Origin of the sequence: Mesorhizobium sp. M0159, assembly GCF_040322295.1 — a bacterium.
Lineage (GTDB): Bacteria > Pseudomonadota > Alphaproteobacteria > Rhizobiales > Rhizobiaceae > Mesorhizobium.
The window spans coordinates 109,466-131,855 of sequence record NZ_JAMYTF010000009.1 but is presented as its reverse complement, the minus strand read 5'-3'; the positions used below and the strand labels follow the sequence as shown (position 1 = coordinate 131,855).

The 22,390-nt window shown below is 63.9% G+C and carries 27 protein-coding genes; 16 read left to right on the top strand and 11 right to left on the bottom strand.

The annotated features are described in order from the left end of the window. Positions 1-3: 3 nt before the first annotated feature. Positions 4-696, bottom strand: a complete 693-nt coding sequence (locus NKJ32_RS12695; RefSeq protein ID WP_352827707.1) for a winged helix-turn-helix transcriptional regulator — start codon at positions 694-696, stop codon at positions 4-6. A 339-nt stretch (positions 697-1,035) separates the two neighbouring features. Between NKJ32_RS12695 and NKJ32_RS12690 the strand changes: the two genes are divergently transcribed. The 4 genes from NKJ32_RS12690 to NKJ32_RS12675 all read left to right on the top strand — a co-directional run bounded on the left by NKJ32_RS12690 (position 1,036) and on the right by NKJ32_RS12675 (position 2,625). After that, positions 1,036-1,362 carry a DUF1330 domain-containing protein gene (locus NKJ32_RS12690; RefSeq protein WP_023677873.1) on the top strand — a complete coding sequence of 109 codons (327 nt, stop codon included), beginning with the start codon at positions 1,036-1,038 and terminating at the stop codon, positions 1,360-1,362. Positions 1,363-1,483: 121 nt separating this feature from the next. Next, positions 1,484-2,014, top strand: coding sequence for a hypothetical protein (locus NKJ32_RS12685; protein ID WP_352827704.1), 531 nt, complete (start codon positions 1,484-1,486; stop codon positions 2,012-2,014). A 135-nt stretch (positions 2,015-2,149) separates the two neighbouring features. Beyond that, a complete protein-coding gene (locus tag NKJ32_RS12680; protein WP_352451191.1) occupies positions 2,150-2,440 on the top strand; it encodes a hypothetical protein in 291 nt (96 codons plus the stop codon). Positions 2,441-2,481: 41 nt separating this feature from the next. Then, positions 2,482-2,625 (top strand): glycine zipper domain-containing protein, encoded by a 144-nt coding sequence (locus tag NKJ32_RS12675; protein WP_198023575.1) that lies wholly within the window; start codon positions 2,482-2,484, stop codon positions 2,623-2,625. Positions 2,626-2,697: 72 nt separating this feature from the next. On the opposite strand, the gene NKJ32_RS12670 is transcribed toward NKJ32_RS12675, so the two are convergent. Then, the gene (locus NKJ32_RS12670) at positions 2,698-3,861 is read right to left on the bottom strand and encodes a M20 aminoacylase family protein (protein WP_352827701.1); all 1,164 of its coding nucleotides are present in this window, start codon (positions 3,859-3,861) and stop codon (positions 2,698-2,700) included. A 270-nt stretch (positions 3,862-4,131) separates the two neighbouring features. Here NKJ32_RS12670 and NKJ32_RS12665 point away from each other — a divergent pair, with 270 nt between their 5' ends. Beyond that, positions 4,132-5,310: a D-alanyl-D-alanine carboxypeptidase family protein gene (locus NKJ32_RS12665; RefSeq protein WP_352457638.1), complete on the top strand. Its 1,179-nt coding sequence runs from the start codon at positions 4,132-4,134 to the stop codon at positions 5,308-5,310. 4 nt (positions 5,311-5,314) lie between these two features. After that, positions 5,315-6,442: a CobW family GTP-binding protein gene (locus NKJ32_RS12660; protein WP_352827698.1), complete on the top strand. Its 1,128-nt coding sequence runs from the start codon at positions 5,315-5,317 to the stop codon at positions 6,440-6,442. 194 nt (positions 6,443-6,636) lie between these two features. Here NKJ32_RS12660 and NKJ32_RS12655 read toward each other — a convergent pair whose 3' ends face one another. The 5 genes from NKJ32_RS12655 to NKJ32_RS12635 all read right to left on the bottom strand — a co-directional run bounded on the left by NKJ32_RS12655 (position 6,637) and on the right by NKJ32_RS12635 (position 10,568). Continuing rightward, positions 6,637-6,912 (bottom strand): sulfurtransferase TusA family protein, encoded by a 276-nt coding sequence (locus tag NKJ32_RS12655; protein ID WP_023677880.1) that lies wholly within the window; start codon positions 6,910-6,912, stop codon positions 6,637-6,639. A 5-nt stretch (positions 6,913-6,917) separates the two neighbouring features. Further along, positions 6,918-8,243, bottom strand: coding sequence for a L,D-transpeptidase family protein (locus tag NKJ32_RS12650; protein ID WP_352754711.1), 1,326 nt, complete (start codon positions 8,241-8,243; stop codon positions 6,918-6,920). A gap of 211 nt (positions 8,244-8,454) precedes the next feature. After that, positions 8,455-9,405 (bottom strand): acetyl-CoA carboxylase carboxyltransferase subunit alpha, encoded by a 951-nt coding sequence (locus tag NKJ32_RS12645; RefSeq protein WP_352754595.1) that lies wholly within the window; start codon positions 9,403-9,405, stop codon positions 8,455-8,457. Positions 9,406-9,504: 99 nt separating this feature from the next. Continuing rightward, complete coding sequence (locus NKJ32_RS12640; RefSeq protein ID WP_352634069.1) at positions 9,505-10,422, bottom strand: site-specific tyrosine recombinase XerD; 918 nt, start codon at positions 10,420-10,422, stop codon at positions 9,505-9,507. Then, positions 10,419-10,568, bottom strand: coding sequence for a hypothetical protein (locus NKJ32_RS12635; RefSeq protein WP_023677884.1), 150 nt, complete (start codon positions 10,566-10,568; stop codon positions 10,419-10,421). Before NKJ32_RS12635 ends, NKJ32_RS12640 begins: the two co-directional genes overlap by 4 nt. 157 nt (positions 10,569-10,725) lie before the next feature. Here NKJ32_RS12635 and NKJ32_RS12630 point away from each other — a divergent pair, with 157 nt between their 5' ends. From NKJ32_RS12630 to NKJ32_RS12615, 4 genes are read left to right on the top strand one after another with little or no spacing between them, the layout of a single operon-like run. After that, positions 10,726-11,328 carry a shikimate kinase gene (locus tag NKJ32_RS12630; RefSeq protein ID WP_352754594.1) on the top strand — a complete coding sequence of 201 codons (603 nt, stop codon included), beginning with the start codon at positions 10,726-10,728 and terminating at the stop codon, positions 11,326-11,328. Continuing rightward, positions 11,325-12,467 carry a 3-dehydroquinate synthase gene (gene aroB / locus NKJ32_RS12625; RefSeq protein WP_352570590.1) on the top strand — a complete coding sequence of 381 codons (1,143 nt, stop codon included), beginning with the start codon at positions 11,325-11,327 and terminating at the stop codon, positions 12,465-12,467. Before NKJ32_RS12630 ends, aroB begins: the two co-directional genes overlap by 4 nt. Beyond that, positions 12,464-13,360, top strand: a complete 897-nt coding sequence (locus tag NKJ32_RS12620) for an HlyC/CorC family transporter (RefSeq protein WP_023677887.1) — start codon at positions 12,464-12,466, stop codon at positions 13,358-13,360. The genes aroB and NKJ32_RS12620 overlap by 4 nt, the downstream gene beginning before the upstream one ends. A 40-nt stretch (positions 13,361-13,400) precedes the next feature. Beyond that, positions 13,401-14,207: an alpha/beta hydrolase gene (locus NKJ32_RS12615; protein WP_352570589.1), complete on the top strand. Its 807-nt coding sequence runs from the start codon at positions 13,401-13,403 to the stop codon at positions 14,205-14,207. A gap of 3 nt (positions 14,208-14,210) precedes the next feature. Here the strand turns inward: NKJ32_RS12615 and NKJ32_RS12610 are convergent, their stop codons facing one another. After that, positions 14,211-14,513 carry a BolA family protein gene (locus tag NKJ32_RS12610; RefSeq protein WP_352570588.1) on the bottom strand — a complete coding sequence of 101 codons (303 nt, stop codon included), beginning with the start codon at positions 14,511-14,513 and terminating at the stop codon, positions 14,211-14,213. Between the two features lie 133 nt (positions 14,514-14,646). On the opposite strand from NKJ32_RS12610, the gene NKJ32_RS12605 reads away from it, so the two are divergent. The 6 genes from NKJ32_RS12605 (at position 14,647) to NKJ32_RS12580 (ending at position 20,357) form a co-directional block, all read left to right on the top strand. Then, on the top strand, positions 14,647-15,276 hold the full coding sequence (locus NKJ32_RS12605) for a J domain-containing protein (RefSeq protein ID WP_036238769.1): 630 nt from the start codon (positions 14,647-14,649) through the stop codon (positions 15,274-15,276). 123 nt (positions 15,277-15,399) lie between these two features. Further along, positions 15,400-16,386 (top strand): cobaltochelatase subunit CobS, encoded by a 987-nt coding sequence (gene cobS / locus NKJ32_RS12600; RefSeq protein WP_352451201.1) that lies wholly within the window; start codon positions 15,400-15,402, stop codon positions 16,384-16,386. 11 nt (positions 16,387-16,397) lie between these two features. Then, positions 16,398-18,296 carry a cobaltochelatase subunit CobT gene (cobT, locus tag NKJ32_RS12595; protein WP_352451202.1) on the top strand — a complete coding sequence of 633 codons (1,899 nt, stop codon included), beginning with the start codon at positions 16,398-16,400 and terminating at the stop codon, positions 18,294-18,296. Then, complete coding sequence (locus NKJ32_RS12590) at positions 18,293-19,318, top strand: esterase-like activity of phytase family protein (RefSeq protein ID WP_352754591.1); 1,026 nt, start codon at positions 18,293-18,295, stop codon at positions 19,316-19,318. Before cobT ends, NKJ32_RS12590 begins: the two co-directional genes overlap by 4 nt. A gap of 188 nt (positions 19,319-19,506) precedes the next feature. Continuing rightward, entirely contained in the window at positions 19,507-19,875 is a 369-nt protein-coding gene (locus NKJ32_RS12585) for an ArsR/SmtB family transcription factor (RefSeq protein ID WP_352754710.1), read from the top strand. Then, positions 19,872-20,357: an SRPBCC family protein gene (locus NKJ32_RS12580; RefSeq protein WP_352754590.1), complete on the top strand. Its 486-nt coding sequence runs from the start codon at positions 19,872-19,874 to the stop codon at positions 20,355-20,357. Before NKJ32_RS12585 ends, NKJ32_RS12580 begins: the two co-directional genes overlap by 4 nt. 57 nt (positions 20,358-20,414) lie before the next feature. On the opposite strand, the gene NKJ32_RS12575 is transcribed toward NKJ32_RS12580, so the two are convergent. The 3 genes from NKJ32_RS12575 to rpmB form a co-directional block, all read right to left on the bottom strand. Continuing rightward, on the bottom strand, positions 20,415-21,089 hold the full coding sequence (locus NKJ32_RS12575) for a polyamine aminopropyltransferase (RefSeq protein WP_352754588.1): 675 nt from the start codon (positions 21,087-21,089) through the stop codon (positions 20,415-20,417). A 76-nt stretch (positions 21,090-21,165) separates the two neighbouring features. Beyond that, positions 21,166-21,846, bottom strand: a complete 681-nt coding sequence (locus tag NKJ32_RS12570; RefSeq protein WP_352754587.1) for a queuosine precursor transporter — start codon at positions 21,844-21,846, stop codon at positions 21,166-21,168. A gap of 81 nt (positions 21,847-21,927) precedes the next feature. Beyond that, positions 21,928-22,224, bottom strand: coding sequence for a 50S ribosomal protein L28 (gene rpmB, locus NKJ32_RS12565; protein ID WP_006328411.1), 297 nt, complete (start codon positions 22,222-22,224; stop codon positions 21,928-21,930). Positions 22,225-22,390 lie beyond the last annotated feature (166 nt).

The following is a 22,390-nucleotide window of genomic DNA, read 5'->3' as shown; positions in this document are numbered from 1 at the left end:
CAGCTAGGCCGCTCGCTTGGGTTCGACCGCGAACGGGCTCAGGCCCAGCCAGGTCTGCATTTTACGGGCGATATCCTGGTCTCCCGTCAAGATGACTTTCGTCCCTGCCTTCTCGACGGTGATCAGCCCCATCCAGATTTCGGTCATGGTGTGCAGGTCGGTCGAGACGTAGAGATCGACATCGAAGCCCGGGTCGTACCAGCAGAGGTCGACCTCGCCGTGCTTCTCGACGATCAGCCACCATGACCGTTTCGAGGCGGGGAGCTCCTGATATAGAAATTGTATCACCGTGCGGCCGTCGGGCAGCGGCGACGCGTTGAGATTGCGCCGCATGTCCCACATCAGCAGCGACGGATCGAGGTTCTTCAGCGACAGCCGCGACTCGACCCATTTCTGCCCCCAAAAGCCCATCGCCTCGACAACGGAACGCAGATCCCTGCCTGCCTCGGTCATCCGGTATTCGAAGATGCCTTTCTCGCCGCGCACCTCCTTGCGCTCGACGATCCCGGCCAGCTCGAGCTCCTTGAGGCGTTGCGACAGAAGGGTCGGCGACATTTTGCGGACGCCGCGGCGCAGATCGTTGAAACGGGTCGAGCCTGCCACCAATTCGCGAAGCAGAACCATGGTCCAGCGGGTGCACAGCACCTCCGCGGCCATCGATAACGGGCAGAACTGTTTGTATCCGGACTGGGTCACGACGTTGCCTTCCCCTCAAACTCAGCCGGGACCATAGGCCTTTCCCGGCGGCGCGGCGAGTACAGAAACTGTACCGGCCCAGTGTGGTGGATTTGAAGTTCCTGCTTTCTGGGTGGCATCAGCGTTAGGAACTTCAAATCCAAAACCACACTGGAAATCCAAGCATTTGCTGGTGTGGCTTTTGAATCCGAAATTCGCTCGCTGCGTTGCTCCAAAGCGAATGCGAATTTCGGATTCGCCACACCAGTACAGATCGCGGACTGGCTGGCGCCGGCCTTGCCGTGCGAGCCCTTGGCCGCTGCACGGGATACCCCTGTGCACGACCAGGAGACATGACCCATGACCGCTTACGTTATCGCAGACATCAAGGTGAGGGACCCGAAGTGGATGCCGGCCTATGCCGCGTCAGTCCACGACCTCGTTCACAAGCACGGCGGCAGATATCTGTCGCGCAGCGGCAATGTGAAGACGCTCGAAGGCAAGCCGCTCGACACGACGCTGATTGCCTTGATGGCGTTCCCGACCGAGGCCGCGGCGCGCGCCTTCACCGACGATCCTGCCTACGCGCCGTTCGTTTCGGCCCGTCAGGGCGGCAGCGACAGCCGTTTCCAGCTGATCGACAACTCCGATCTGGCCGGAACCATCCCGTATCTGCCGAAGGGATGATCTTCCCCTGCATTCGTCGCATCGGGATAGGGATCTCCCAGCAACAACAGCCACAGCGCCCACCTGCCGGACCTCCTTACTTCCGGCGGCCGGCCGGGCTGTGCTTTTCAAGAAGAATGGAATGACTATGACAATCAACTTTCGCAATAGAGTTCTCGCTGCCGCGGCGCTGCTGTCGGCCTGCACTGCGCTGGCGCAGGCGCATCAGGCAGCGCCCGCGTCCGGTCCCAATCCGCTGGCCGACAAGGTACGCGCGGCCAACAGCCGCTTCGAGAATGTGGCGGCGGCGACCGCTGAGGGCTATGCGCCCATTCCTTGCGCCAGCGGCATCACCGGCGGCGCAATGGGCATCCATTACGTCAATCCGGGCTACCTCAAGGACGACGCGGTCGATGTCGCCAAGCCTGAAGCCGTCATGTACGAGCCGATGGCCGACGGCATGCTAAAACTGATCGCGGTCGAATACATCACCTCGAAAGGCCCGGCCTCGCTCGACGGACATCTGTTCAACTTCAACAGTGCGCCCAATCGCTATGGCCTCGGTCCGTTCTACGAGCTGCATGTCTGGGCCTGGAAGGGCAACCCGACCGGCGCGTTCGCCGATATGAACCCGAACGTGTCGTGTGAACCGACGACTGCTGCCAGCCAGTAAGCAGCCGAGCCAGGCGGCGCCAACGCCGCCTGGCCGCGCTGAATTGCGGGGCAGCCGGCAACGGGCGCAAAGACGGCTCAGATAGCGGAACTTTCGGGATGCCGGCGCGCTTTAGTGTCCCGAAGGAGAGACCGCATGAGCGCGACCAAAGAGTTCTTTGAAACCTGGCTGCAGGAGAATGTCGGCAATCTGCCGGCCGAGAGCGAGGTGAGCGTCGCCGTCCTGGCGCAGCAATTCGAACAGGATGCCGACGCTGCCGGCTATGGCCACGAGGTTCGCGAAGACGAGCTCGGCAATATCCAGGAGGCGATCGAGGCAGCCCTGACGAAGGCGAGGACAGGCGAAGAGCCGCAGGCTGCCGACGACAATGAGCTGGCGCCGGTCATGGAGGCGCTGGAGGTCGAGGATCCGAAGAGCGGACCGTAGCGGTTGCGGCTCTTCCCTTCCACGCTACATGACCGGGCATAATGGATGCCAAACACCTCACACTCGGCGTCGTGATCGGCGTGGCTATCGGCGTCGTGTTGGACAACATTGTTGCGGGCATCGGTATAGGTATTGCTCTGGGCATTGCCTTCGGCCTTGCCCGGAAGTCGTCCGGCCGGAAGTGACCAGCAGAGCATGTCCTGCCCGGTTTTGCCGCCCAGAGGTGCGGCGGTTGCCGCACCGCCGATGCCGAACGGCTACGCCGCCAGCGCCGTTTCCGCCAGCTTCACCCAATAGCTCATGCCGTGCGGGATGACCTCGTCGTTGAAGTCGTAGGCTGGGTTGTGCAGGCCGGCGGTATCGCCATTGCCGATGAAGATGAAGGCGCCCGGCCGCGCTTCAAGCATGTAGGAGAAATCCTCGCCGCCCATCACCGGCTGGATCGCGCGGTGCACATGGCTGTCGCCGGCGACGTCGGCCGCGATGTCGCTGGCAAAGACCGTCTCTTCCGGATGGTTGAAGGTGACGGGGTAATTGGCATTGTAATCAACCTCGATTGTCGCGCCGAAGGCAGCGCCCAGGCCTTGGCAAAGCGCGCGGATGCGCTCTTCGGCCTTCTTGGCGACCTCCTTCTTCAGCGTGCGTACGGTGCCGGCGATCTCGGCCGTCTCGGGAATGACGTTATAGGCGTCGCCGGCGTGGAATTTCGTCACCGAGACGACCACCGCCTCGACCGGATCGGTGCTGCGCGAGGCGATCGTCTGCAATGCGCCGACAAGCTGGCTGGTGATGACGATCGGGTCGATGGTGCCGTGCGGCATCGCCGCGTGGCCGCCCCGGCCCTTGACGGTGATGGTGAATTCGGCGGTCGCCGCCATGATTGGACCCGGCCTGATGGCGAACTGACCGACCGGCAGGCCCGGCATGTTGTGCATGCCGAACACCTTGGAGATACCGAAGCGCTCCATCATACCGTCCTTGACCATCTCGTTGCCGCCGCCGCCGCCCTCTTCGGCCGGCTGGAAGATGACCGCGACGGAGCCGGCGAAATTGCGCGTTTCGGCGAGGTATTTGGCGGCACCCAACAGCATCGCGGTGTGGCCGTCATGACCGCAGGCGTGCATCTTGCCGGGGACGGTCGAAGCATAGGATTTGCCGGTGATCTCGTTGAGCGGCAGGGCATCCATGTCGGCGCGCAGGCCGATGGTCGAGCCTTCGCCGTGGCGGCCGCGGATGATGCCGACGACGCCGGTCTTGCCCAAACCCGTCACGATATCGTCGCAGCCGAAAGCCTTCAGCTTCTCGGTGACGAAAGCGGCGGTCTTGAAGACGTCGAAATTCAGCTCCGGCGTCTGGTGCAAATGGCGGCGCCAGCCGGTCACCTCGTCCTGCATTTCGGCGGCTCGGTTCAGGATCGGCATGATGGTTCCATTTCGCTGTTGGAGCAGGCGGTCTTGGCCTGCTGCTTTGCAATTGTGCCTGCTGCCTTGCAACCATGCACGCTGCTTTGCATTGTGCTGCTGCTTCCACATTGTGATCGGCAGCACTTTGCCATGTTGACGTCACATAGAGTAAATAGCACCGCGACTGTGGTCCGGGAACAGAGGGCCGGACCATTATCCTGGCGATCGTGTAACGAAATCTTACGGAGCCAGGTGGGACTGCGGCAAGAGGCTATTTCGGTTTTCATGATGCGCTACAGGCATTTCCTCAAACTGTTGGTGGCGGGCACGGTGGTGCTTGCGGCGCTGGCCGGGCCTGCCTTGGCCAATCCGACAATCCTGTTCGACCTGAACAGCGGCAAGATCCTGCAGCACCAGGAGGCGTTCAGGCGCTGGTACCCGGCTTCGCTGACCAAGCTGATGACCGCCTATGTGGCGTTTCGGGCGATTGCCGCGGGCGAGGTCCAGCTCGATTCGCCGATCAAGGTAACGAAACATTCTGCCGGCGAGCCGCCGAGCAAAATGGGCTTCAACCCGGGCTCGGTGATGCGGTTGGACAATGCGCTGAAGATGATGCTGGTCAAATCGGCCAACGATATCGCCATGGCGGTCGGCGAGAATATCGGCGGTTCGCAAGCGGCTTTCGCCGAACGCATGAACGCCGAAGCGCAGAGGCTCGGCATGAGCGGGTCCCATTTCGTCAATCCGAACGGGCTCTATTCGCCGGACCAGTATACGACAGCGCGCGATCTCGCTTTGCTGGTGATGGCGATTCGCAAGGAATTTCCGCAATATGCCCCCTGGTTCTCGATCGAAGGCCTTGCCGTCGGCAAGAAGGCGATCTCCAACTACAACCTGCTGATCGGCCGCTATCCGGGTGCCGACGGCATGAAGACGGGTTTCGTCTGCTCGTCCGGCTTCAACATGATCGGCTCGGCGACCCGCAACGGCCGCACCCTGGTCGCCGTAGTGCTCGGCGAGCAATCGGCCATTACCCGCGCCGAGGCGGCGGCAAAATTGCTCGACCAGGGCTTTGCAACGCCGGCGCCGAGCTGGCTGACGGTAGCGGCGCTGCCCGCCTATGGCGACACCATGTCGGCCAACGACATGAATGACGAAATCTGCAAGAAGAAGCCGGTCGAGGAGCAGTCGGAAACCGCACCCGCCGTCGGCGACAAGGGCAAGGACGTGCCGAAATCGCCCTATCAGGAAAAGCTCGACCATGTACCGACGCTGATCGCCGTCGGCCTCGGCGGCGCCACGGGACCGAAGCCGAAGGCGATGCTCGACGCCTCCGGGCAGGAATATGCCGACGTGCCGCTGCCGACATGGCGGCCGGACCGGGCGCCGCCGGCCGGCGCCGAGCCAGTTGTGGCCGGATCCGCCACCGCCGCGCAGGTCCAGCAGCCGGCCAAGGCGCTGAACTAGCCGCATGGCCGGTTTCCCGATCCCCGTTTCGGTGCTCACCGGCTTTCTCGGTGCCGGCAAGACGACGCTGCTCAATCGGCTGCTCCGGGATCCGGCGCTCGCCGACACCGCCGTCATCATCAACGAGTTCGGCGAGATGGCGATCGACCATCTCCTGGTCGAGCAGGCCTCCGACGGCATCATCCAGCTCTCCGACGGCTGTCTCTGCTGCACGCTGCGCGGCGAGCTGGTCGACACGCTGGCTGACCTCGTCGACCGCCTGCAGACCGGCCGCATCGACCGGCTTGCCCGCGTCATCGTCGAAACCACCGGGCTCGCCGATCCCGCCCCCGTACTGCAGTCGATCATGGCACACCCGGCCCTGGTCCAGGCCTTCCGGCTCGACGGCGTCATCACCCTGGTCGATGCCGTCAACGGCAATGCGACGCTCGATGCGCATGTCGAGGCGGTGAAGCAGGTGGCCGTCGCCGATCGCATCGTGCTCAGCAAGGCCGACCTGACCACGGATGCAGGCGATGTCGAGGCGTTGCGGGCGCGGCTCAGGCAGCTCAACCCGGGCGCCGTGGTGCTCGACGCCGGCGAGGCAAGCACCGCGACCCTGTTCGATAGCGGCCTCTACAATCCGGCCACCAAATCCGTCGATGTGCAGCGTTGGCTCGGCGAAGAAGCCGGCCACGACCATGACCACGGCGGGCATGACCACGGCGGGCATGATCACGACGGGCATGACCATGCCGACCATGATCACCATGACCACAGGCACGATTCCCGCGTGCGTTCGTATTCGCTGGTTCATGACGGGCCGGTGCCGTTTTCGGCAATCGAGATGTTCCTCGATCTGTTGCGCTCGGCGCATGGCGAGCGCCTTTTGCGGATGAAAGGCGTCATCGAGCTTGCAGAAGACCCGTCGCGGCCGCTGGTTATCCATGGCGTGCAGAAGATCCTGCATCCGCCGGTGCAACTGCCGGCCTGGCCGGACAGCCAGCGCGGCACAAGGCTGGTGCTGATCACGCTCGACATGCCCGAAGACTATGTTCGCCGGCTGTTCGCCGCCTTCACCAACCGGCCGTCGATCGACACGCCGGATCGCGTAGCACTGGAAAGCAACCCGCTGGCTATTGCCGGATCGTGATCTCCCCCCTTGAGGGGGAGATGTCGCCGAAGGCGACAGAGGGGGTCGCCTCGGCTGGCGCGACGCCCTGTGGGACGAGAGAAAAGGTTGGCGCTTCACGCGCGGCAACCCCCTCTGGCCTGCCGGCCATCTCCCCCTCAAGGGGGGAGATTATCCCGCTCAGCCGCTTTCGCCAGAACGAGCTAAGTCGAGACTCAGCCGATCCCGCACTCGACCAGGAAGCGGTGGCCGCCCGATATCGCCGTCGTCTCGATCAGCCGATGGCCGGTCTCGGCGCAGAAGGCGGGAATGTCGATGACGGCGAGCGGATCGGTGGTTTCGAGCCACAGCCGGCTGCCCGGCTGCATTGCGGCCAGGCGCTTTTTTGCCTTGAGCACCGGCAACGGGCAGTTCAAGCCTTTGAGGTCGTAGACGGCGGCGGGGCTAGTTGAGGGCCCGTGTTCCTGGCCCCCATCTTCTTGCTCAAGCATGAAGTTCAGCCGCCAAACATGCCGAGCAGCTTTTTCTTCAACCTTGTCGCCGTGCTTTCGGCGTCCGCAGCCTGCGTTTCGACTGCCGGGGCGGCGTCCGATGGCGCTACGGTGGCGGTGGCGACAGGCATCTCGGCGGCGGTCTTGGCAGCTTCCTTTTCGGCGAGCGCCTGGGCTTTGGCAGCTTCCTTCTCGGCCAAGGCCTGTGCCTTGGCTGCCTCTTTCGCGGCCTTGGCCGCTTCTATGGCGGCAAGCCTTTGTTCCTCGGCCTTCTGCTTGGCGGCCTTTTCGGCATCGAGCGCCGCCATCTTGCGGCCCGCCGGCGAATCGATGCGGCCCATGCGCGCCGTTTCGGCCACGGTGCCGTCCGGGTTGAGCGAGGGCGGCTCGATCGGCACGCGTTCGCCGCGCGCACGCCGTTTCGACCAGTCGGAAACGATGCTGGCTTCCTTGATCCCGGCGATGGTCGGCTTGGGTGCCGGCACGCTGGCCTTGACGGCGCCGTTGAAGGCCGCCTCATAGGTGCTTTGATAGGCGTTGATGGCGCTCTTCAGCGAATCGGGCTGGGTGGTCGCAGGGCAAGCGCCGGTCGGATTAAAGGTCGAGCCGTCGGCCGCAACCTGGTTGAAGACGTAGCGCTTCTCGCAGACGTCGACTTTCGGCGGCACCTTGGTAACCTCGAAATTGTCGTAGCCGACCTTCAGCATCTTCCAGAATTCGTAGTTCGGATCGTTGCGATAGCGCGCCATGTTGGCTGCGGTCATGCGGAACGGAAAAGCCTGGATCTGGAACTCGGTCTGGCCGCCCTGGAAGGCGTCGCGGCCGAAAGCGTAAATCTGCTCGATCTGCGCGTCGGTCATCGAATAGCAGCCAGACGACGAGCAGGCGCCATGGACCATCAGGTTGGAACCCGTGCGGCCATTGGCGCGGTCATAGGCGTTCGGGTAGCCGATATTGAAGGACAGGTGGTAATTCGACCGCGGGTTCATCTGTGCCGGGCGGACCGTGTAAAAGCCTTCCGGCGCCTGGCGGTCGCCTTCGGTGAATTTTGGCCCGAGCTTGCCCGACCATTTGCAGATGTCGTAGCTGGCGACCAGGTCGTAGCGGCCGTTGGTCTTGGCCTTCCAGATTTCGAGCTTGCCTTCTTCCTTGAAGATGCGGGCCATCACCGAGGAGGTGCGGACCATGCCCTTGGCCTTCATCTCGGCCAGGATCTTGTCCGGCAGCGGCTTGTTGGCTTGCGGCGCAAAATCCTTCATCGAAGCATCATTGCAGCCGGCGACGCCGATCGCAGCGATCAGAACTCCGGTGCGGGCAAGCTTGGCAAACATGGATATGGCTATCGTCTTCATCTCTGCGCCGCGGATGCCGCGGCTGCTAAACTGACCGCTGACGGACCCTAAGCCCGTTAACCTTGAAAATTCCTTACCGCAATCATGCTGGCGCGTCCCCTTACGGCAACCCCACTGAGCCGAATGCAGCGGCATTTTTGTGGCGAAACTGGTTCACGCCGCCACATTTCGGGCCGCGTGCCTGCGTTGGTTACAGATTGCGGCCCATCGCCAGGTATTTCTCGCGGCGATGCTCGCGGAAGTCGGTGTTGGCGCCGGAGAATTCCTTCATCGTCCTGGCGATGAGGTCGCCGGTGGCGGCAATCACCGTTTCGGGGGCGCGATGGGCACCGCCGAGCGGCTCGGCGACGATGGCGTCGATGATCTTCAGCTCCAGCAGGTCCTGCGCCGTGATCTTCATGTTGGTCGCAGCATCCTTGGACCGCGTGGTGTCGCGCCACAGAATCGAGGCGGCGCCCTCCGGCGAGATCACCGAATAGATGGCGTGTTCGAGCATGTAGACGCGGTTGGCGGTGGCAATCGCTATGGCGCCGCCCGAGCCGCCTTCGCCGATCACCACCGAGATCGACGGCACCTTCAGGCCAAGGCAGGCCGAAGTCGAGCGGGCGATGGCTTCCGCCTGGCCGCGCTCTTCGGCGTTGACGCCGGGATAGGCGCCGGCCGTGTCGACCAGCGTCAGCAGCGGGATCTGGAAGCGGTCGGCGAGTTCCATCAGCCGCACCGTCTTGCGGTAGCCCTCCGGCCGCACCGAGCCGAAATTATGCTTCAGCCGGCTTGTCGTATCGGAACCCTTCTCCTGGCCGATGATTGCCACCGGCTCGCCACGGAAGCGGGCGAAGCCGCCGACGATCGCCTGATCCTCGCCGAAATTGCGGTCGCCGGCGAGCGGCGTGAAATCGGTAAGCAGACCCTTGATGTAGTCGATGCAATGCGGCCTGTCCGGATGGCGCGCCACCTGCACCTTCTGCCACGGCGTCAGCGCCTTGTAGGCGTCGCGCAGCGCATCGCGCGAGCGCTTCTCGAGACGGGCGATCTCATCGCCGACATCGACCGCCTCGCCGTTCTCGGCAAGCTTCTTCAGCTCAAGGATCTTGCCTTCGAGATCCTGCACAGGCTTTTCGAAATCGAGGTAATTGTACATTCTTGGGCGGACCGGCAAGTCGGAAGGCAATGACTGACGCAAGCCTGAAAATGCAGGCTGGGCGCGGTGGAACGTCGTTCTCACATAGCGGCATGACGCCTAGTCGGCAAGCGGATGATGATCGTTGACCAGACGCACCAGCCGCTCCTCCAGCACATGCGTGTAGATCTGCGTCGTTGAAATATCGGCATGGCCAAGCAACTGCTGCACGGCCCTGAGATCAGCGCCGTTCTGCAGCAGATGGCTGGCGAAAGCATGGCGCAGCACATGCGGCGATATCTTCGCCGTGGCAATGCCGGCCCGAGCGCCAAGCCCTTTCAGCTCGCGGGCAAAGACCTGTCTCGAGAGATAGCCGCTGTCGGAGGCAGCCGGAAACAGGAACGGGCTGTCGGCAAGAGCCGGCACCGCCCCCCGTGCGGCAAGCCATGTCCGCATCGCGGTGCGCGCCTTGGCCGACAGCGGCACCATGCGCTCCTTGTTGCCCTTGCCTCGCACCATGAAGAAGCGGTCGTCGCGCTGTGCCACCGTCACGGGAAGGCCGACCAGCTCCGAAACGCGCAAGCCGGTGGCGTAGAGCACCTCGACCAGCGCGTGCAGGCGCAGCGCCGCCAGCCTGTCGCCGTCATGCATGGAGGGGTCCACCGCCTCCTGCGCCGCGCGGTCGAGCAGCCGGCCGGTATCGGCCTCGCTCATCGTCTTAGGCAGCGGCCGGCCTTTCCTCGGACTGTCCAGCGTGCCGGTCGGATCGTCACCCCGCAGGCCTTCGGCGTAGAGGAACTTGAAGAACTGCCGGATCGCCGACAATTTGCGCGCCTGCGAGGTGGCGGCAAAGCCGCGCGCGGCGATGTCGTCGAGATAGGCACGGATGTCGGCGCTGGTGGCAGCGGCAAGCCCACCGCCGATCCCGACGGAAGCGTCTTCGAGGTCGCGGCGATAGGAGGAAAGCGTGTTTTCGGCGGCGCCGCGCTCGGCGCTCATCATCTCCAGGAAGGCTTCGATGCGGGCGGCGCTGTTCATTTTTTGGGATTGAGCTTTTCCGGAGGGATACGCACGCTCATTTCCGCCTTCCTCGGCTCGACGAACATGACCAGGGCGAACATCGCGCCATAGACAATGCCGGCCAGAATCGCGAGCGTCACGACAAAGCGAAACAGTGTTGGCATTAATTTTCGCCCGTCGTCTTATTCTGCATTTCCAACCCTGTGCCCTTATGAGACGCCAATCCGGCCAATTCAAGGGTGAAGCCCATAGTCCCGGTTGCGCCGCGCTTGACGCAAACAGGCTTTTGATGTCGATACGCCGCCAAAGAGGCCTAGAAGCATGAACGCGCTACCAGCAAATCCTCCGGGCGAGAGCCATGCCGCGCTGCTCGGCCGGCTGGGCGGCCGTTCCATCGTCTTTGTCGGGCTGATGGGCGCCGGCAAGACGGCGATCGGCCGCAAGGTGGCGGCGATGCTGGCACTGCCCTTCATCGACAGCGACCAGGAGATCGAAACTGTTTCGCGCATGAGCGTCCCGGACCTGTTCGAGCGCTATGGCGAGGCGGAGTTCCGAGCACTGGAGCAGCGCGTCATCCTGCGTGTGCTGGAGCACGGGCCGCAGGTGCTGTCGACCGGCGGCGGCGCCTTCATGAACGCGCAGACGCGCGAGGCGATCGCCAGCCATGGCGTTTCGGTTTGGCTGAAAGCCGAGATCGGTCTGTTGATGGAGCGCGTTTCCAAGAAACAGAACCGGCCGCTGCTGAAAAGCGCCGATCCGCGCGCCGTGCTGGAACGGTTGATGGCGGAACGCTACCCGGTTTACGCCGCGGCCGATGTCATCGTGCCGACCCGCGACGACCGCAAGGAGATCATTGCCGCCGAAGTGGTGGACGCGCTGCGCGGCCATTTCGGCGTTGCCGATATTGACGAGGTGCGGTCGTGAGCGCTGATGCAACGGTCTCTGTCGAAGTCGGGCTTGGCGAGCGTGCCTACGATATTTTGATCGGTCCCGGCCTGCTGTCACGCGCCGGCGCCGAGATTTCGCGCCGTCTGCCGGGGACGCGGGCGGCGGTCGTCACCGACGAAAACGTCGCGGCCGCGCATCTCGCGACGCTTGCGGCCGGCCTGGCAAGCGGTGGCATCCAACATGCCGTCATCACGTTGCCGCCAGGCGAAAAGACCAAGAGCTTTGCGCATCTCGAAGAGGTGGTCGACGGCGTGCTGGCCGCCAAGCTGGAGCGCGGCGACGTCGTCATCGCGCTCGGCGGCGGCGTCGTCGGCGACCTCGCCGGCTTTGCCGCCGGCATCGCGCGGCGCGGCATGAACTTCGTGCAGGTTCCGACCTCGCTGCTGGCGCAAGTCGATTCCTCCGTCGGCGGCAAGACCGGCATCAACAGCAAGCGCGGCAAGAACCTGGTCGGGGTATTCCACCAGCCCAGGCTGGTGCTGGCCGACACCGAAGTGCTCGACACGCTGCCGATCCGCGAGTTTCGCGCCGGCTATGCCGAACTGGCCAAATACGGGCTGATCGACCGGCCCGAGTTTTTCGCCTGGCTGGAAGAAAACTGGCGTCAAGTGTTTGCCGGCGGGCCGGAGCGGGCTGCGGCCATCGCCGAGGCCTGTCGTGCCAAGGCCGACGTCGTTGCCCGCGACGAGTTCGAGACCGGCGACCGCGCGTTGCTCAATCTCGGCCACACCTTCGGTCATGCGCTGGAGGCGGCGACCGGCTATGACGGCGCAAGGCTCGTGCATGGCGAGGGCGTCGCCATCGGCATGGCGCTGGCGCACCGCTTTTCGTCAAGGCTCAATTTGGCGAGCCCCGACGACGCGGCGCGTGTCGAGGCGCATCTTCGCGCCGTCGGTCTGCCCTGGCGCATGGCCGACATTCCAGGCGAACTGCCCGACGCCGAGACGCTGTTCTCCTTCATCACCCAGGACAAGAAGGTGTCGCGCGGCGCGCTGACCTTCATCCTGACGCGCGGCATCGGCCAGGCCTTTATCGCCCGGGATGTGCCGGCCTCGGAAGTGCTGGCGTTCCTCCGGGAGAACCATCCGGGTCGGCAGGAAAGCCGCCCGGGATGAGCCAGGCCGGCTGGATCGCGGCTGCCGTGCTCGCCGGCCTCGGCCTGCTGGGCTTCGTCTTGCGCCGGCGCCTGCTCGCCGCCTTCGGCTACGAGCTGCAACGCATCGAGCCGCAGCGCTCGGCGCGCGAGGAACTGCGCGGCGCCGTCGACGATTTCCGCCGCGACGGCCAGGTGGTGCGCGAGGACCGCGCCCGCATCGGCGGCCTGTTCGACCTCGAGGAGCTCGAAGTGTCGGACGTCATGGTCCACCGCACGAATATGCGCTCCGTCAACGCTGACGACCCGCCCGAAGCGGTGGTTCGCGAGATCCTGCAGAGCCCGCACACCCGCATGCCGTTATGGAAGGGTTCGCTCGACAACATTGTCGGCGTGCTGCACGCGAAGGATCTGCTGCGCGCGCTGAACGAGGTCGGCAACGATTTTTCCAGGATCGACGTGATGAAGATCGCGTCGAAACCGTGGTTCGTGCCCGACACCACGACGCTTCAGGAGCAGCTCAATGCCTTCCTGCGCCGCAAGGCGCATTTCGCCATCGTCGTCGACGAATATGGCGAGGTCGAAGGGCTGGTGACGCTGGAAGACATCATCGAGGAGATCGTCGGCGAGATCGCCGACGAGCACGACATCGACATCCAGGGCGTCAAGCAGGAGGCCGACGGCTCCGTCGTCGTCGACGGCACGGTGCCGATCCGCGACCTTAACCGGGCGCTCGACTGGAACCTGCCGGACGAGGAAGCCACCACCATCGCCGGCCTTGTCATCCACGAGGCGCAGTCGATCCCGGACGAAAAGCAGGCCTTTACGTTTCACGGCAAGCGCTTCGTCGTCATGAAGCGCGACAAGAACCGTATCGCGCGGCTGAGGATCAAGCCGGCGATGCTTGGAGAATGACAGTGCGCACCTTGTGGCAGCCGTGGGCAGTCAGGAGTTGATGACGATCGATCGGCGAAGCCTGCTTCTGGCGTCGATGGCGGCGCTGCTGCCGGGACAGGCGGCGGCATTGCGGCCGCGTTCGCCGTCGCCCGAAACCTTCGACTATGGGCCGGCCAAGCTCGATATCTATTCCCGCGATGGCGCAAGCGGCCTGCCGGTCGTCTTCTTCGTCCATGGCGGCGCCTGGCGGGTCGGCAACCGCAACAATGTCAATTCCAAGCCTGGTTTCCTGCTCGACAATGGCTTCGGCTTCGTCTCGATCGACTACCGGATGCTGCCTGAAGCCGACGTCGCCACCCAGGCGGCAGATGTCGAACTGGCCTATCGTTACGTCCGCGCCAACATCGCCAGGCATGGCGGCGATCCGGACCGGATCGTCGCCATGGGCCATTCGGCCGGCTGCCATCTCGTCGCATTGACCGGGCTGCGCGGCGGCCTGCCCGGCGTCGCGGCGCTGGTTCTCGACGACACCAGGGCCTACGACCTGGAGGCACTGGCCAGGAGCGGCGGCATGGCAGGGGTCTATGCCCGCGCCTTTCCCGATCGGGCGCAGTGGCGCGCGCTGTCGCCTGTCACCTATGTGGAAGGCCGCAAGCACCCGCCGACCTTCATCGCCCATTCGCGCGCGAAAGCCCGCGCGGCGGACGCGCAGGCCTTCGCCGGGCGTCTGCGCGCCACCGGAACCAGGGTCACACTGTTCGACGGCAGCGCCTATTCGCACATGTCGATCAATCGCGACTTCGGCACCGAAGGCGATGCATTGACCGCAGCGGTGATGGCCTTCCTGAGGGCGAGCCTCGGCTGAAATTTACCAGCGGGTCTTTTCACCGGGCGCCACCGGCTCGATCGCCAGGGCGTGGACGCCGGATTTCAACTCCTCGGCCAGCAGATCGTTGACTGCGCGGTGACGCTCGACGCGGCTCATGCCGGCAAAGGCTGGCGCGACGATGCGGACGCGGAAATGCGTCTCGCCAGTGCCGTCGAAGGTGGCGTGATGGCCGGAATCCACATGATGATGCCCGGCATGGAGATGGCTTTCGTTGATGACGTCCAGCCGTTCCGGCGAAAACGCCTTTTTCAGCTTATCTTCCATCGTTGCCTGTATGGACATCGCCGCTTCCCTTCACCACATCTATGTCATCGCACAAAATTCGCAATTCGCCGGTTTTATGCCGCGATTCAGCGGCTAGGGCGATCATCGCGAAAATGTCAATTCTTGTTTCGCATCAGCGAACAGCCCATAAATGGGTGAGATGAAGCCGTACCCAAAATATTTCGAGAAGATTCGCATCCGCCCGGAGAAGGACGCGGAGCTGAAGTCGCGTTCGCCGATCTGCCAGTGGGATGGCTGCAAGGAGGCCGGTACCCACCGTGCCCCGGTCGGACGGATGAAGGAAGGCGAGTATTTCCAGTTCTGCTTCGATCACGTGCGCGAGTACAACAAAGGCTTCAATTATTTCTCGGGCGTTCCCGATACCGAGATCGCCCGCTTCCAGAAGGAAGCCATGACCGGCCACCGGCCGACCTGGAAAATGGGCGTCAACGGTGCCTCGACACGCTCCTCGCCCGACTTCGCCCAGGCGCGTTCCGGTCGCGCCGGCTACTACAATCGCATGCGCGATCCGTTCGACCTGTTCAAAGGCCCGAAAGACCCGCGCGAAGCACGCGAGCGCAAGGCCAAGCCGCTTGAGGCCAAGGCACTGGAAACGCTTGGCCTTGATACAAAGGCAACTGGCAAGGATATCAAGGCGCGCTATAAGGAACTTGTGAAACGCCACCACCCGGATGCGAATGGCGGCGACAGAGGTTCGGAAGACCGGTTCCGCGATGTGCTCCAGGCGTATCGCGTGCTCAAGCAGGCAGGTTTGTGCTGAGCGACCATACGGTTCGTGTCGCTTTCCAACTTTCATAAGGTTGGAAAAGGCTCTAAGACCGCCCCCGAACAAAATCGATTGCCGGCGAAACGCGGCGTTTCGCTTGTGGAGACGTTGATAGAGATGAACAAGGTCGATCGCGACATCGCCAACCTGCCCGACACCACGGTGTCGGTGAAGGAGACATTCGGCTTCGACTCCAAGATGGTGGTGCCGGCCTATGCGGTGACGAGCGAGCACGTTCCCGACATCGATCCGGACTACCTGTTCGACAAGAACACGACCATGGCGATCCTCGCCGGCTTTGCCTACAACCGTCGGGTCATGGTGTCGGGCTATCACGGCACCGGCAAGTCGACGCATATCGAGCAGGTCGCCGCCCGCCTCAACTGGCCCTGCGTGCGTGTCAATCTCGACAGCCATGTCAGCCGCATCGACCTCGTCGGCAAGGACGCCATCGTGGTCAAGGACGGGCTGCAGATCACCGAATTCCGCGACGGCATCCTGCCCTGGGCCTATCAGCACAATGTCGCGCTGTGCTTCGACGAGTACGATGCCGGCCGCCCGGACGTGATGTTCGTCATCCAGCGCGTGCTGGAATCGTCGGGCCGGCTGACGCTGCTCGACCAGAGCCGGGTGATCCGCCCGCACCCGGCCTTCCGGCTGTTTTCGACCGCCAACACGGTTGGGCTGGGCGACACCACCGGCCTCTACCACGGCACCCAGCAGATCAACCAGGCGCAGATGGACCGCTGGTCGATCGTTACCACGCTGAACTATTTGCCGCACGACAATGAAGTGAACATCGTGCTGGCCAAGGCCAAGCATTATCGCGACGGCAAGGGCAAGGAGATCGTCAACAAGATGGTCCGTGTCGCCGACATGACGCGCTCGGCCTTCATCAACGGCGATTTGTCGACCGTTATGAGCCCGCGCACGGTCATCACCTGGGCCGAGAATGCCGAAATCTTCGGCAATATCGGCATGGCGTTCCGGCTGACCTTCCTCAACAAATGCGACGAGCTGGAACGCTCGCTGGTGGCCGAGTTCTATCAGCGCGCCTTCGGCGAAGATCTGCCGGAGAGCGCGGCGAACGTTGTGCTGGGCTAAGCAGAGTCTCGATGGCGGGTCCGGGCGACAACACGCGAAACAAATCCAAGACCGGCGCTGAGAACGACAGCTTCAAGCGCGCCGTCACCGTTTGCATGCGCGCGATTGCCGGTGACAAGGATCTCGAGGTCGGCTTCGCCAAGGACCGGCCGGCGCTGGCCGGCAGCCGCGCCCGACTGCCCGAACTGCCGAAGAAGGCATCGAAGGCGGACATCGCCATCACCCGCGGGCTCGGCGATTCCATGGCGCTGAAGCGCGCCTGCCACGATGCGCGCATCCACACCAGGCTGGCGCCGGAAGGCAAGCAGGCCCGCGCCATCTACGACGCGGTCGAGCAGGCCCGGGTGGAGGCGATCGGCAGCCGCGCCATGCAGGGCGTCGCCGACAATATCGGCTCGATGCTGGAGGACAAATACGCCAGGGCCAACCTCGTCGACGTCAAGGACAAGGCCGACGCGCCGATCGAGGAAGCGCTGGCGCTGATGGTGCGCGAAAAGCTGACCGGCCGCACTGTGCCGAAAAGCGGCGAACGGCTGGTCGATCTCTGGCGCCCCTGGGTCGAGGAAAAGGCCAGCGCCGACCTCGACGGGCTATCGGCAAAGCTGGATGACCAGCAGGCGTTCGCCCGCGTGGTGCGCGAGATGCTCGCCTCCATGGAAATGGCCGAGGAGCTCGGCGATGACCAGGAGACGGAAGACTCCGAGGACAACGACGAAAACCAGCCGCAAGGCGAGGAGCAGAGCGAGGAGGGCGGCGAAGACGATTCCGGCTCCGAGCAGTCGCAGTCGGAGGATACCGAGGCATCGTCCGACGACGAGCAATCGGCCGAGACGGAAGCATCCGACGCCACCGCCGAGGATCTCTCCGACGATGACGACGCCGATGCGGAGACGCCCGGCGAGGCGCGCCGCAACGACAATCCCTTCACCAATCTGCCGAAAGAGATCGACTACAAGGTCTTCACCACGGCCTTCGACGAGACCGTAGGCGCGGAGGAACTGTGCGAGGAGGAGGAGCTCGACCGGCTGCGCGCCTTTCTTGACAAGCAGCTCGCCAATCTTTCCGGCGTCGTCGGGCGGCTGGCCAACCGGCTGCAGCGCCGCCTGATGGCGCAGCAGAACCGCTCCTGGGATTTCGACCTCGAAGAAGGCTATCTCGATCCGGCACGGCTGGTGCGCGTCGTCATCGACCCGATGCAGCCTTTGTCCTTCAAGCAGGAGCGCGATACCAAATTCCGCGACACGGTGGTGTCGCTGGTGCTCGACAATTCGGGTTCTATGCGCGGCCGGCCGATCACGGTCGCCGCGACCTGCGCCGACATCCTGGCGCGCACGCTGGAACGCTGCGGCGTCTCGGTCGAAATCCTCGGCTTCACCACCCGCGCCTGGAAGGGCGGACAGGCGCGCGAGAAATGGCTGAAGGAAGGCAAGCCGCCGAACCCCGGCCGGCTCAACGATCTGCGCCACATCATCTACAAATCCGCCGACCATCCGTGGCGGCGGGCGCGCCGCAATCTCGGCCTGATGATGCGCGAGGGCCTGCTCAAGGAAAACATCGACGGCGAGGCGCTGCTGTGGGCGCACAACCGGCTGATCGCGCGGCCCGAGCAGCGCAAGATCCTGATGATGATCTCGGACGGCGCGCCGGTCGATGATTCGACGCTGTCGGTCAATCCGGGCAATTATCTCGAGCGGCATCTGCGCGCCATCATCGAGCTCATCGAGACGCGCTCGCCGGTCGAGCTTTTGGCCATCGGCATCGGCCACGACGTCACCCGCTACTATCGCCGCGCCGTCACCATCGTCGATGCCGAAGAACTGGCCGGCGCCATGACCGAGCAGCTGGCCTCGCTGTTCGCCGAGGAAACCGTGCGCGACACGCGGCGCGGCGGCATGCGGCGCGCCGGATGATTTTTTCCCGCGGCGGCTTTTGGCAGAAGCTTTTGGCCGCCATTGCGTTGTTCGGCATCACTTTGGCCCCGGCTGTCGCTGCCGGGCCGGCCTCGGTCGAGCCGGCCGAAATCTCGGCCCGGCCCATAACCCAGTTTCGCATCGGCAATGACGAAAAACAGTTCGGGCCGCTCGAATTCATCGGCGGGCTCGAAATGACCTCGCCGACGCGCGATTTCGGCGCGCTGTCGGCGCTTCGGTTCCTCAAGCCAGGCAGCGATTTCATCGGCGTCGCCGACACCGGCTTCTGGTTCTTCGGGACCCTCGTTCACGATGCCGACAAGCGGCCTTCCGGCATCCAGAATTTTCGCATGCAGCAGATGGTCGATGCGGCCGGCCAGCCGATCGACGAGAAATGGGCGGTCGATGCCGAAGGCCTCGCGGTCAAGGACGGCATTGCCACGGTCGGTTTCGAGCGCGATCACCGTATCGCCGAGTTCAAGATTGACCCGGACGACATGAAGGCGCCGTTCAGGCAATTGGACTTCCTTATCCCGGCCTGGGAACTCCGCCGCAATCGCGGCTTCGAGACCGTCACCCGCGCCCATCCTCACGGGCAGCACGCGGGCGGGCTGGTCGTGGTGTCGGAAAAGAGCCTCGACAAGGCCGGCAACATCTTTGCCGCGATCATCGAAGGGCCGCACAAGGGCGTCTTCACCGTCAAGCGCAATGGCGATTTCGACATCACCGACGGCGCCTTCCTGCCGGACGGCGACCTGTTGCTTCTGGAGCGCAGTTTTTCGATGGCCGGCGGCGTCAAGATGCGGCTGCGGCGCATCTATGGCGAAAGCGTCGAGAAGGGCGCCGTCGCCGACGGGCCGGTGCTGCTCGAAGCCGACATGGGCTACCAGATCGACAACATGGAAGCGCTCGACGTCTGGACCCGCGACGATGGCGCGCTGATCGTGTCGCTGATGTCCGACGACAACCACTCGATCCTGCAGCGCAATCTTTACCTGGAATTTGTGCTGCACGAGGATTGACGCGAGACCGGCCTGCTGGCTGACAGCATCGCTGGCGTTTCCGCGCCGTTTTGAAGCGCAGGCAATTTCCCTTGTAATTTCCCCTGGCAATGACCCGCGTCGCGGGTTTTCCAGCCGGCTCTCACCATCTGCAAAAATACTTTAGCCGTGACTTGACAATTTGTGTCATCGGCGAAATACTCAAGTCCATGCTTAAGTATTCCGAGATCGACAGCATCCTGCGGGCTCTTGCCGAGCCGACGCGCCGGGCAATCCTGGAAAGGCTGAGCCGCGGGCCGGCCACCGTCAGCCAGTTGGCGGAGCCGTTCGGCATGACCTTCGCCGCTGTGCTCCAGCATCTTCAGGCGCTGGAAGCGTGCGGGCTGATCCGCAGCGAAAAAATCGGACGCGTGCGCACCTGCCGGATCGAGCCCGGCGGGCTAGCCCCGCTCGCCGACTGGATCGCCGCGCGCCGCACGCCGGCCGAACGCCAGCTCGACCGTCTCGGCCAGATTCTGGCGGAGACTGACCAAACGAACGCAACACTCCACGACCAGGAAAAGGACGACAAGAAATGAACCAGATTGCCCCGGTTAACGACGAGCACTCCGTCATCCATTCAAGCTTCACGATCGAGCGGACCTACCCGCAATCGCCCGAACGCGTCTTCCTCGCCTTTGCCGACAAGGCGACGGTGCGGCGCTGGCGCGTCGAAGGCGACGGCTTCACCATCGCCGAATTCACCTTCGATTTCCGTGTCGGCGGCGGCGAGGTTTCGCGGTTCAGCTACCAGGGCGGCCCGGAGATCAGGCTCGATGCGCAGTTCCAGGATATCGTCCCTGACCGGCGCATCGTATTTTCCTACCGGATGGCGGTCGGGCCGCAGCCGCTGTCGGCGTCGCTCACCACGGTCGAGCTTGCCCCTTCCGGCGACGGCACCCGCCTGACCTATACCGAACAGAGTGCCTTCTTCGATGGTGTCGATTCAGCGCAAGGGCGCGAGGAGGGCACGCGCGGGCTGCTGCAGGCACTTGCCGCCGAGCTTCAGAAGGCGAAGTAGAGGTCCGTGGGCGTACCGGGCGGCGTCCAACAAGGCCCGCCCGGATTGCGAGGTGGCCTATTGCCCCTTGCTCGCGAGCCAGACGACGTGACGGGCGCCGCGCTTGCCGTGAGCCCGCACCTTGACCTCCTCGACCGTGAAGCCGGCCTGCTTGAGCCTTCGGGTGAAACCTGCGTCAGGGCCCTGCGACCAGACCGCCAGCACACCGCCGGGCTTGAGAGCTGCTCTCGCGCTGATCAGGCCGGCTGCGCTGTAGAGCGCATCGTTGGCCTTGTAGACGATGCCCTCGGGGCCGTTGTCGACATCGAGCAGGATCGCGTCCCAGGCCGATGCTTGCGAACGGATGAGCTGACCGACATCGGTCTCACGAATGCCGACACGCCGGTCGTCAAGGCAGCCGCCGAACAGCTCGGCCATCGGGCCGCGCGCCCAAATCACGACCGCCGGCACCAGTTCGGCAACGGCGACCTGCGCATCGTCGCCGAGCTCGGCCAGCGCCGCGCGCAAGGTAAAGCCCATGCCGAGGCCGCCGATCAGGATGTTTGGGGTCCGGCGGCCGGCAATCCTTTGACAGGACAGTTTCGCCAGCGCCTCTTCGGAACCGCTGAGCCGGCTGTTCATCAGCTCGTTGGCGCCAAGCATGATCGAGAATTCGCCGCCGCGCCGTTTCAGGCGGAGTTCCTGTCCGCCGTCAGGCGTTTTTGCCGAGTCCAGTTGAAGCCAGGGGATCATGCTTGATAGTCTTTGAGCATGATCTTGTCCGAAAACCGGTTCCCACTTTTCGCTAACGCGGACCTTTGGTTCGGGATCATGCTGCCAGTGCCGGCTGGCTCCAGCGGGCGGCAAGCAGCCGGTAGGGGATCAGCGCCACCACCGCTATGACCAGCTTGACGCCGAGATCGCCGAGCGCCCAGGAAATCCAGCGCATCGTCTCGACCGGCAGCACGCCCATCAGCGGTGCGGTTTCCAGCGCAAAGCCGTCGTTGGGCCCGGCGAAGGCGAACGCCGCCGCGAAGGCGACGGTGAAAAACACCACCGTATCGAAAACGGAGCCGACCAGCGTGCCGACGATCGGCGCGCGCCACCAGCTCTGCCGGCGCAGCCGGTTGAACACGGTGACGTCGAGCAACTGCGCGGTGAGAAAGGCCGCACCCGACGCCGCGGCAATGCGCACCAGCCGGTCGGCGGCGGTCTCGAATTCGATCAGGCCGTGGCGAAACAGCAGCGGTGGGATGACGATCGAGCAGACCACCGCTGTCATGAAGCCGACAAAGACGATCCTGCGCGCCACCGCCGGCCCATAACGGCGATTGGCGAGATCGGTGACCAGGAAGGAGAACGGATAGGTGAAGGCGCCCCAGGTCAGGATGTCGGCCAGCGACAACCCGCCGATTGAACCCTGCATCGGGAACTGCACAAGGATGTTCGAGGCCACGACGACGAGCGCCATGGCCGCCACGAAGGGCAGGTACCGCGAGAGGAAAGTCATTTTTTTATCCTGGGTAATGGAACCAGCGGAACGCGATCCGGAACCCGGTCACGCCCTGGAAGGCGGCTGCCGCCGAAAAACTCAGGCGGCCGGCTGTTCGGCGAGCTTCTTGGCGATCTGCTTCTTCAACAGGCGGGCGCGCTGCGACAATTCCTTGGCATCGGCCTTGGCCAGGAAGGCATCGAGGCCGCCGCGATGCTCGACCGAACGCAGCGCGTTGGCCGAAATGCGCAGGCGCACATTCTGGTTCAGCGCTTCCGAGATCAGCGTCACATTGACGAGATTGGGCAGGAAGCGACGCTTGGTCTTGTTGTTGGCGTGGCTCACATTGTTGCCGGACATGACTGCCTTGGCAGTGAGTTCGCAGGTGCGGGACATGGTTCTAACCTTCGGTTCTCGGTCCTGGCCAAACATTCGACCCGCGCCGGGTGGCGCGCGGTTTCGGTCAGGCGGCCTCATGGAAAAAGTTGGCGTTCCATAGTTGCATTTCGCCGAGGCGTCAAGCTTGGGGTTGGTTAGTTCCAAGGGAATCAATCAAAAGATG

Bases quoted from the DNA above. Each gene is read 5' to 3' on its own strand.
- NKJ32_RS12630 (WP_352754594.1), top strand. From the start codon at position 10,726: ATGAACGCGCTACCAGCAAATCCTCCGGGCGAGAGCCATGCCGCGCTG.
- NKJ32_RS12590 (WP_352754591.1), top strand. From the start codon at position 18,293: ATGATTTTTTCCCGCGGCGGCTTTTGGCAGAAGCTTTTGGCCGCCATT.
- cobT (WP_352451202.1), top strand. From the start codon at position 16,398: ATGGCGGGTCCGGGCGACAACACGCGAAACAAATCCAAGACCGGCGCT.
- NKJ32_RS12670 (WP_352827701.1), bottom strand. From the start codon at position 3,861: ATGCCGATCCTGAACCGAGCCGCCGAAATGCAGGACGAGGTGACCGGC.
- NKJ32_RS12665 (WP_352457638.1), top strand. From the start codon at position 4,132: ATGCGCTACAGGCATTTCCTCAAACTGTTGGTGGCGGGCACGGTGGTG.
- NKJ32_RS12660 (WP_352827698.1), top strand. From the start codon at position 5,315: ATGGCCGGTTTCCCGATCCCCGTTTCGGTGCTCACCGGCTTTCTCGGT.
- NKJ32_RS12635 (WP_023677884.1), bottom strand. From the start codon at position 10,568: ATGCCAACACTGTTTCGCTTTGTCGTGACGCTCGCGATTCTGGCCGGC.
- NKJ32_RS12650 (WP_352754711.1), bottom strand. From the start codon at position 8,243: ATGTTTGCCAAGCTTGCCCGCACCGGAGTTCTGATCGCTGCGATCGGC.
- NKJ32_RS12615 (WP_352570589.1), top strand. From the start codon at position 13,401: ATGACGATCGATCGGCGAAGCCTGCTTCTGGCGTCGATGGCGGCGCTG.
- NKJ32_RS12575 (WP_352754588.1), bottom strand. From the start codon at position 21,089: ATGATCCCCTGGCTTCAACTGGACTCGGCAAAAACGCCTGACGGCGGA.
- NKJ32_RS12685 (WP_352827704.1), top strand. From the start codon at position 1,484: ATGACTATGACAATCAACTTTCGCAATAGAGTTCTCGCTGCCGCGGCG.
- NKJ32_RS12570 (WP_352754587.1), bottom strand. From the start codon at position 21,846: ATGACTTTCCTCTCGCGGTACCTGCCCTTCGTGGCGGCCATGGCGCTC.
- NKJ32_RS12675 (WP_198023575.1), top strand. From the start codon at position 2,482: ATGGATGCCAAACACCTCACACTCGGCGTCGTGATCGGCGTGGCTATC.
- NKJ32_RS12690 (WP_023677873.1), top strand. From the start codon at position 1,036: ATGACCGCTTACGTTATCGCAGACATCAAGGTGAGGGACCCGAAGTGG.
- NKJ32_RS12640 (WP_352634069.1), bottom strand. From the start codon at position 10,422: ATGAACAGCGCCGCCCGCATCGAAGCCTTCCTGGAGATGATGAGCGCC.
- NKJ32_RS12605 (WP_036238769.1), top strand. From the start codon at position 14,647: ATGGGTGAGATGAAGCCGTACCCAAAATATTTCGAGAAGATTCGCATC.
- rpmB (WP_006328411.1), bottom strand. From the start codon at position 22,224: ATGTCCCGCACCTGCGAACTCACTGCCAAGGCAGTCATGTCCGGCAAC.
- NKJ32_RS12680 (WP_352451191.1), top strand. From the start codon at position 2,150: ATGAGCGCGACCAAAGAGTTCTTTGAAACCTGGCTGCAGGAGAATGTC.
- NKJ32_RS12620 (WP_023677887.1), top strand. From the start codon at position 12,464: ATGAGCCAGGCCGGCTGGATCGCGGCTGCCGTGCTCGCCGGCCTCGGC.
- cobS (WP_352451201.1), top strand. From the start codon at position 15,400: ATGAACAAGGTCGATCGCGACATCGCCAACCTGCCCGACACCACGGTG.
- NKJ32_RS12645 (WP_352754595.1), bottom strand. From the start codon at position 9,405: ATGTACAATTACCTCGATTTCGAAAAGCCTGTGCAGGATCTCGAAGGC.
- NKJ32_RS12655 (WP_023677880.1), bottom strand. From the start codon at position 6,912: ATGCTTGAGCAAGAAGATGGGGGCCAGGAACACGGGCCCTCAACTAGC.
- NKJ32_RS12585 (WP_352754710.1), top strand. From the start codon at position 19,507: ATGCTTAAGTATTCCGAGATCGACAGCATCCTGCGGGCTCTTGCCGAG.
- NKJ32_RS12580 (WP_352754590.1), top strand. From the start codon at position 19,872: ATGAACCAGATTGCCCCGGTTAACGACGAGCACTCCGTCATCCATTCA.
- NKJ32_RS12610 (WP_352570588.1), bottom strand. From the start codon at position 14,513: ATGTCCATACAGGCAACGATGGAAGATAAGCTGAAAAAGGCGTTTTCG.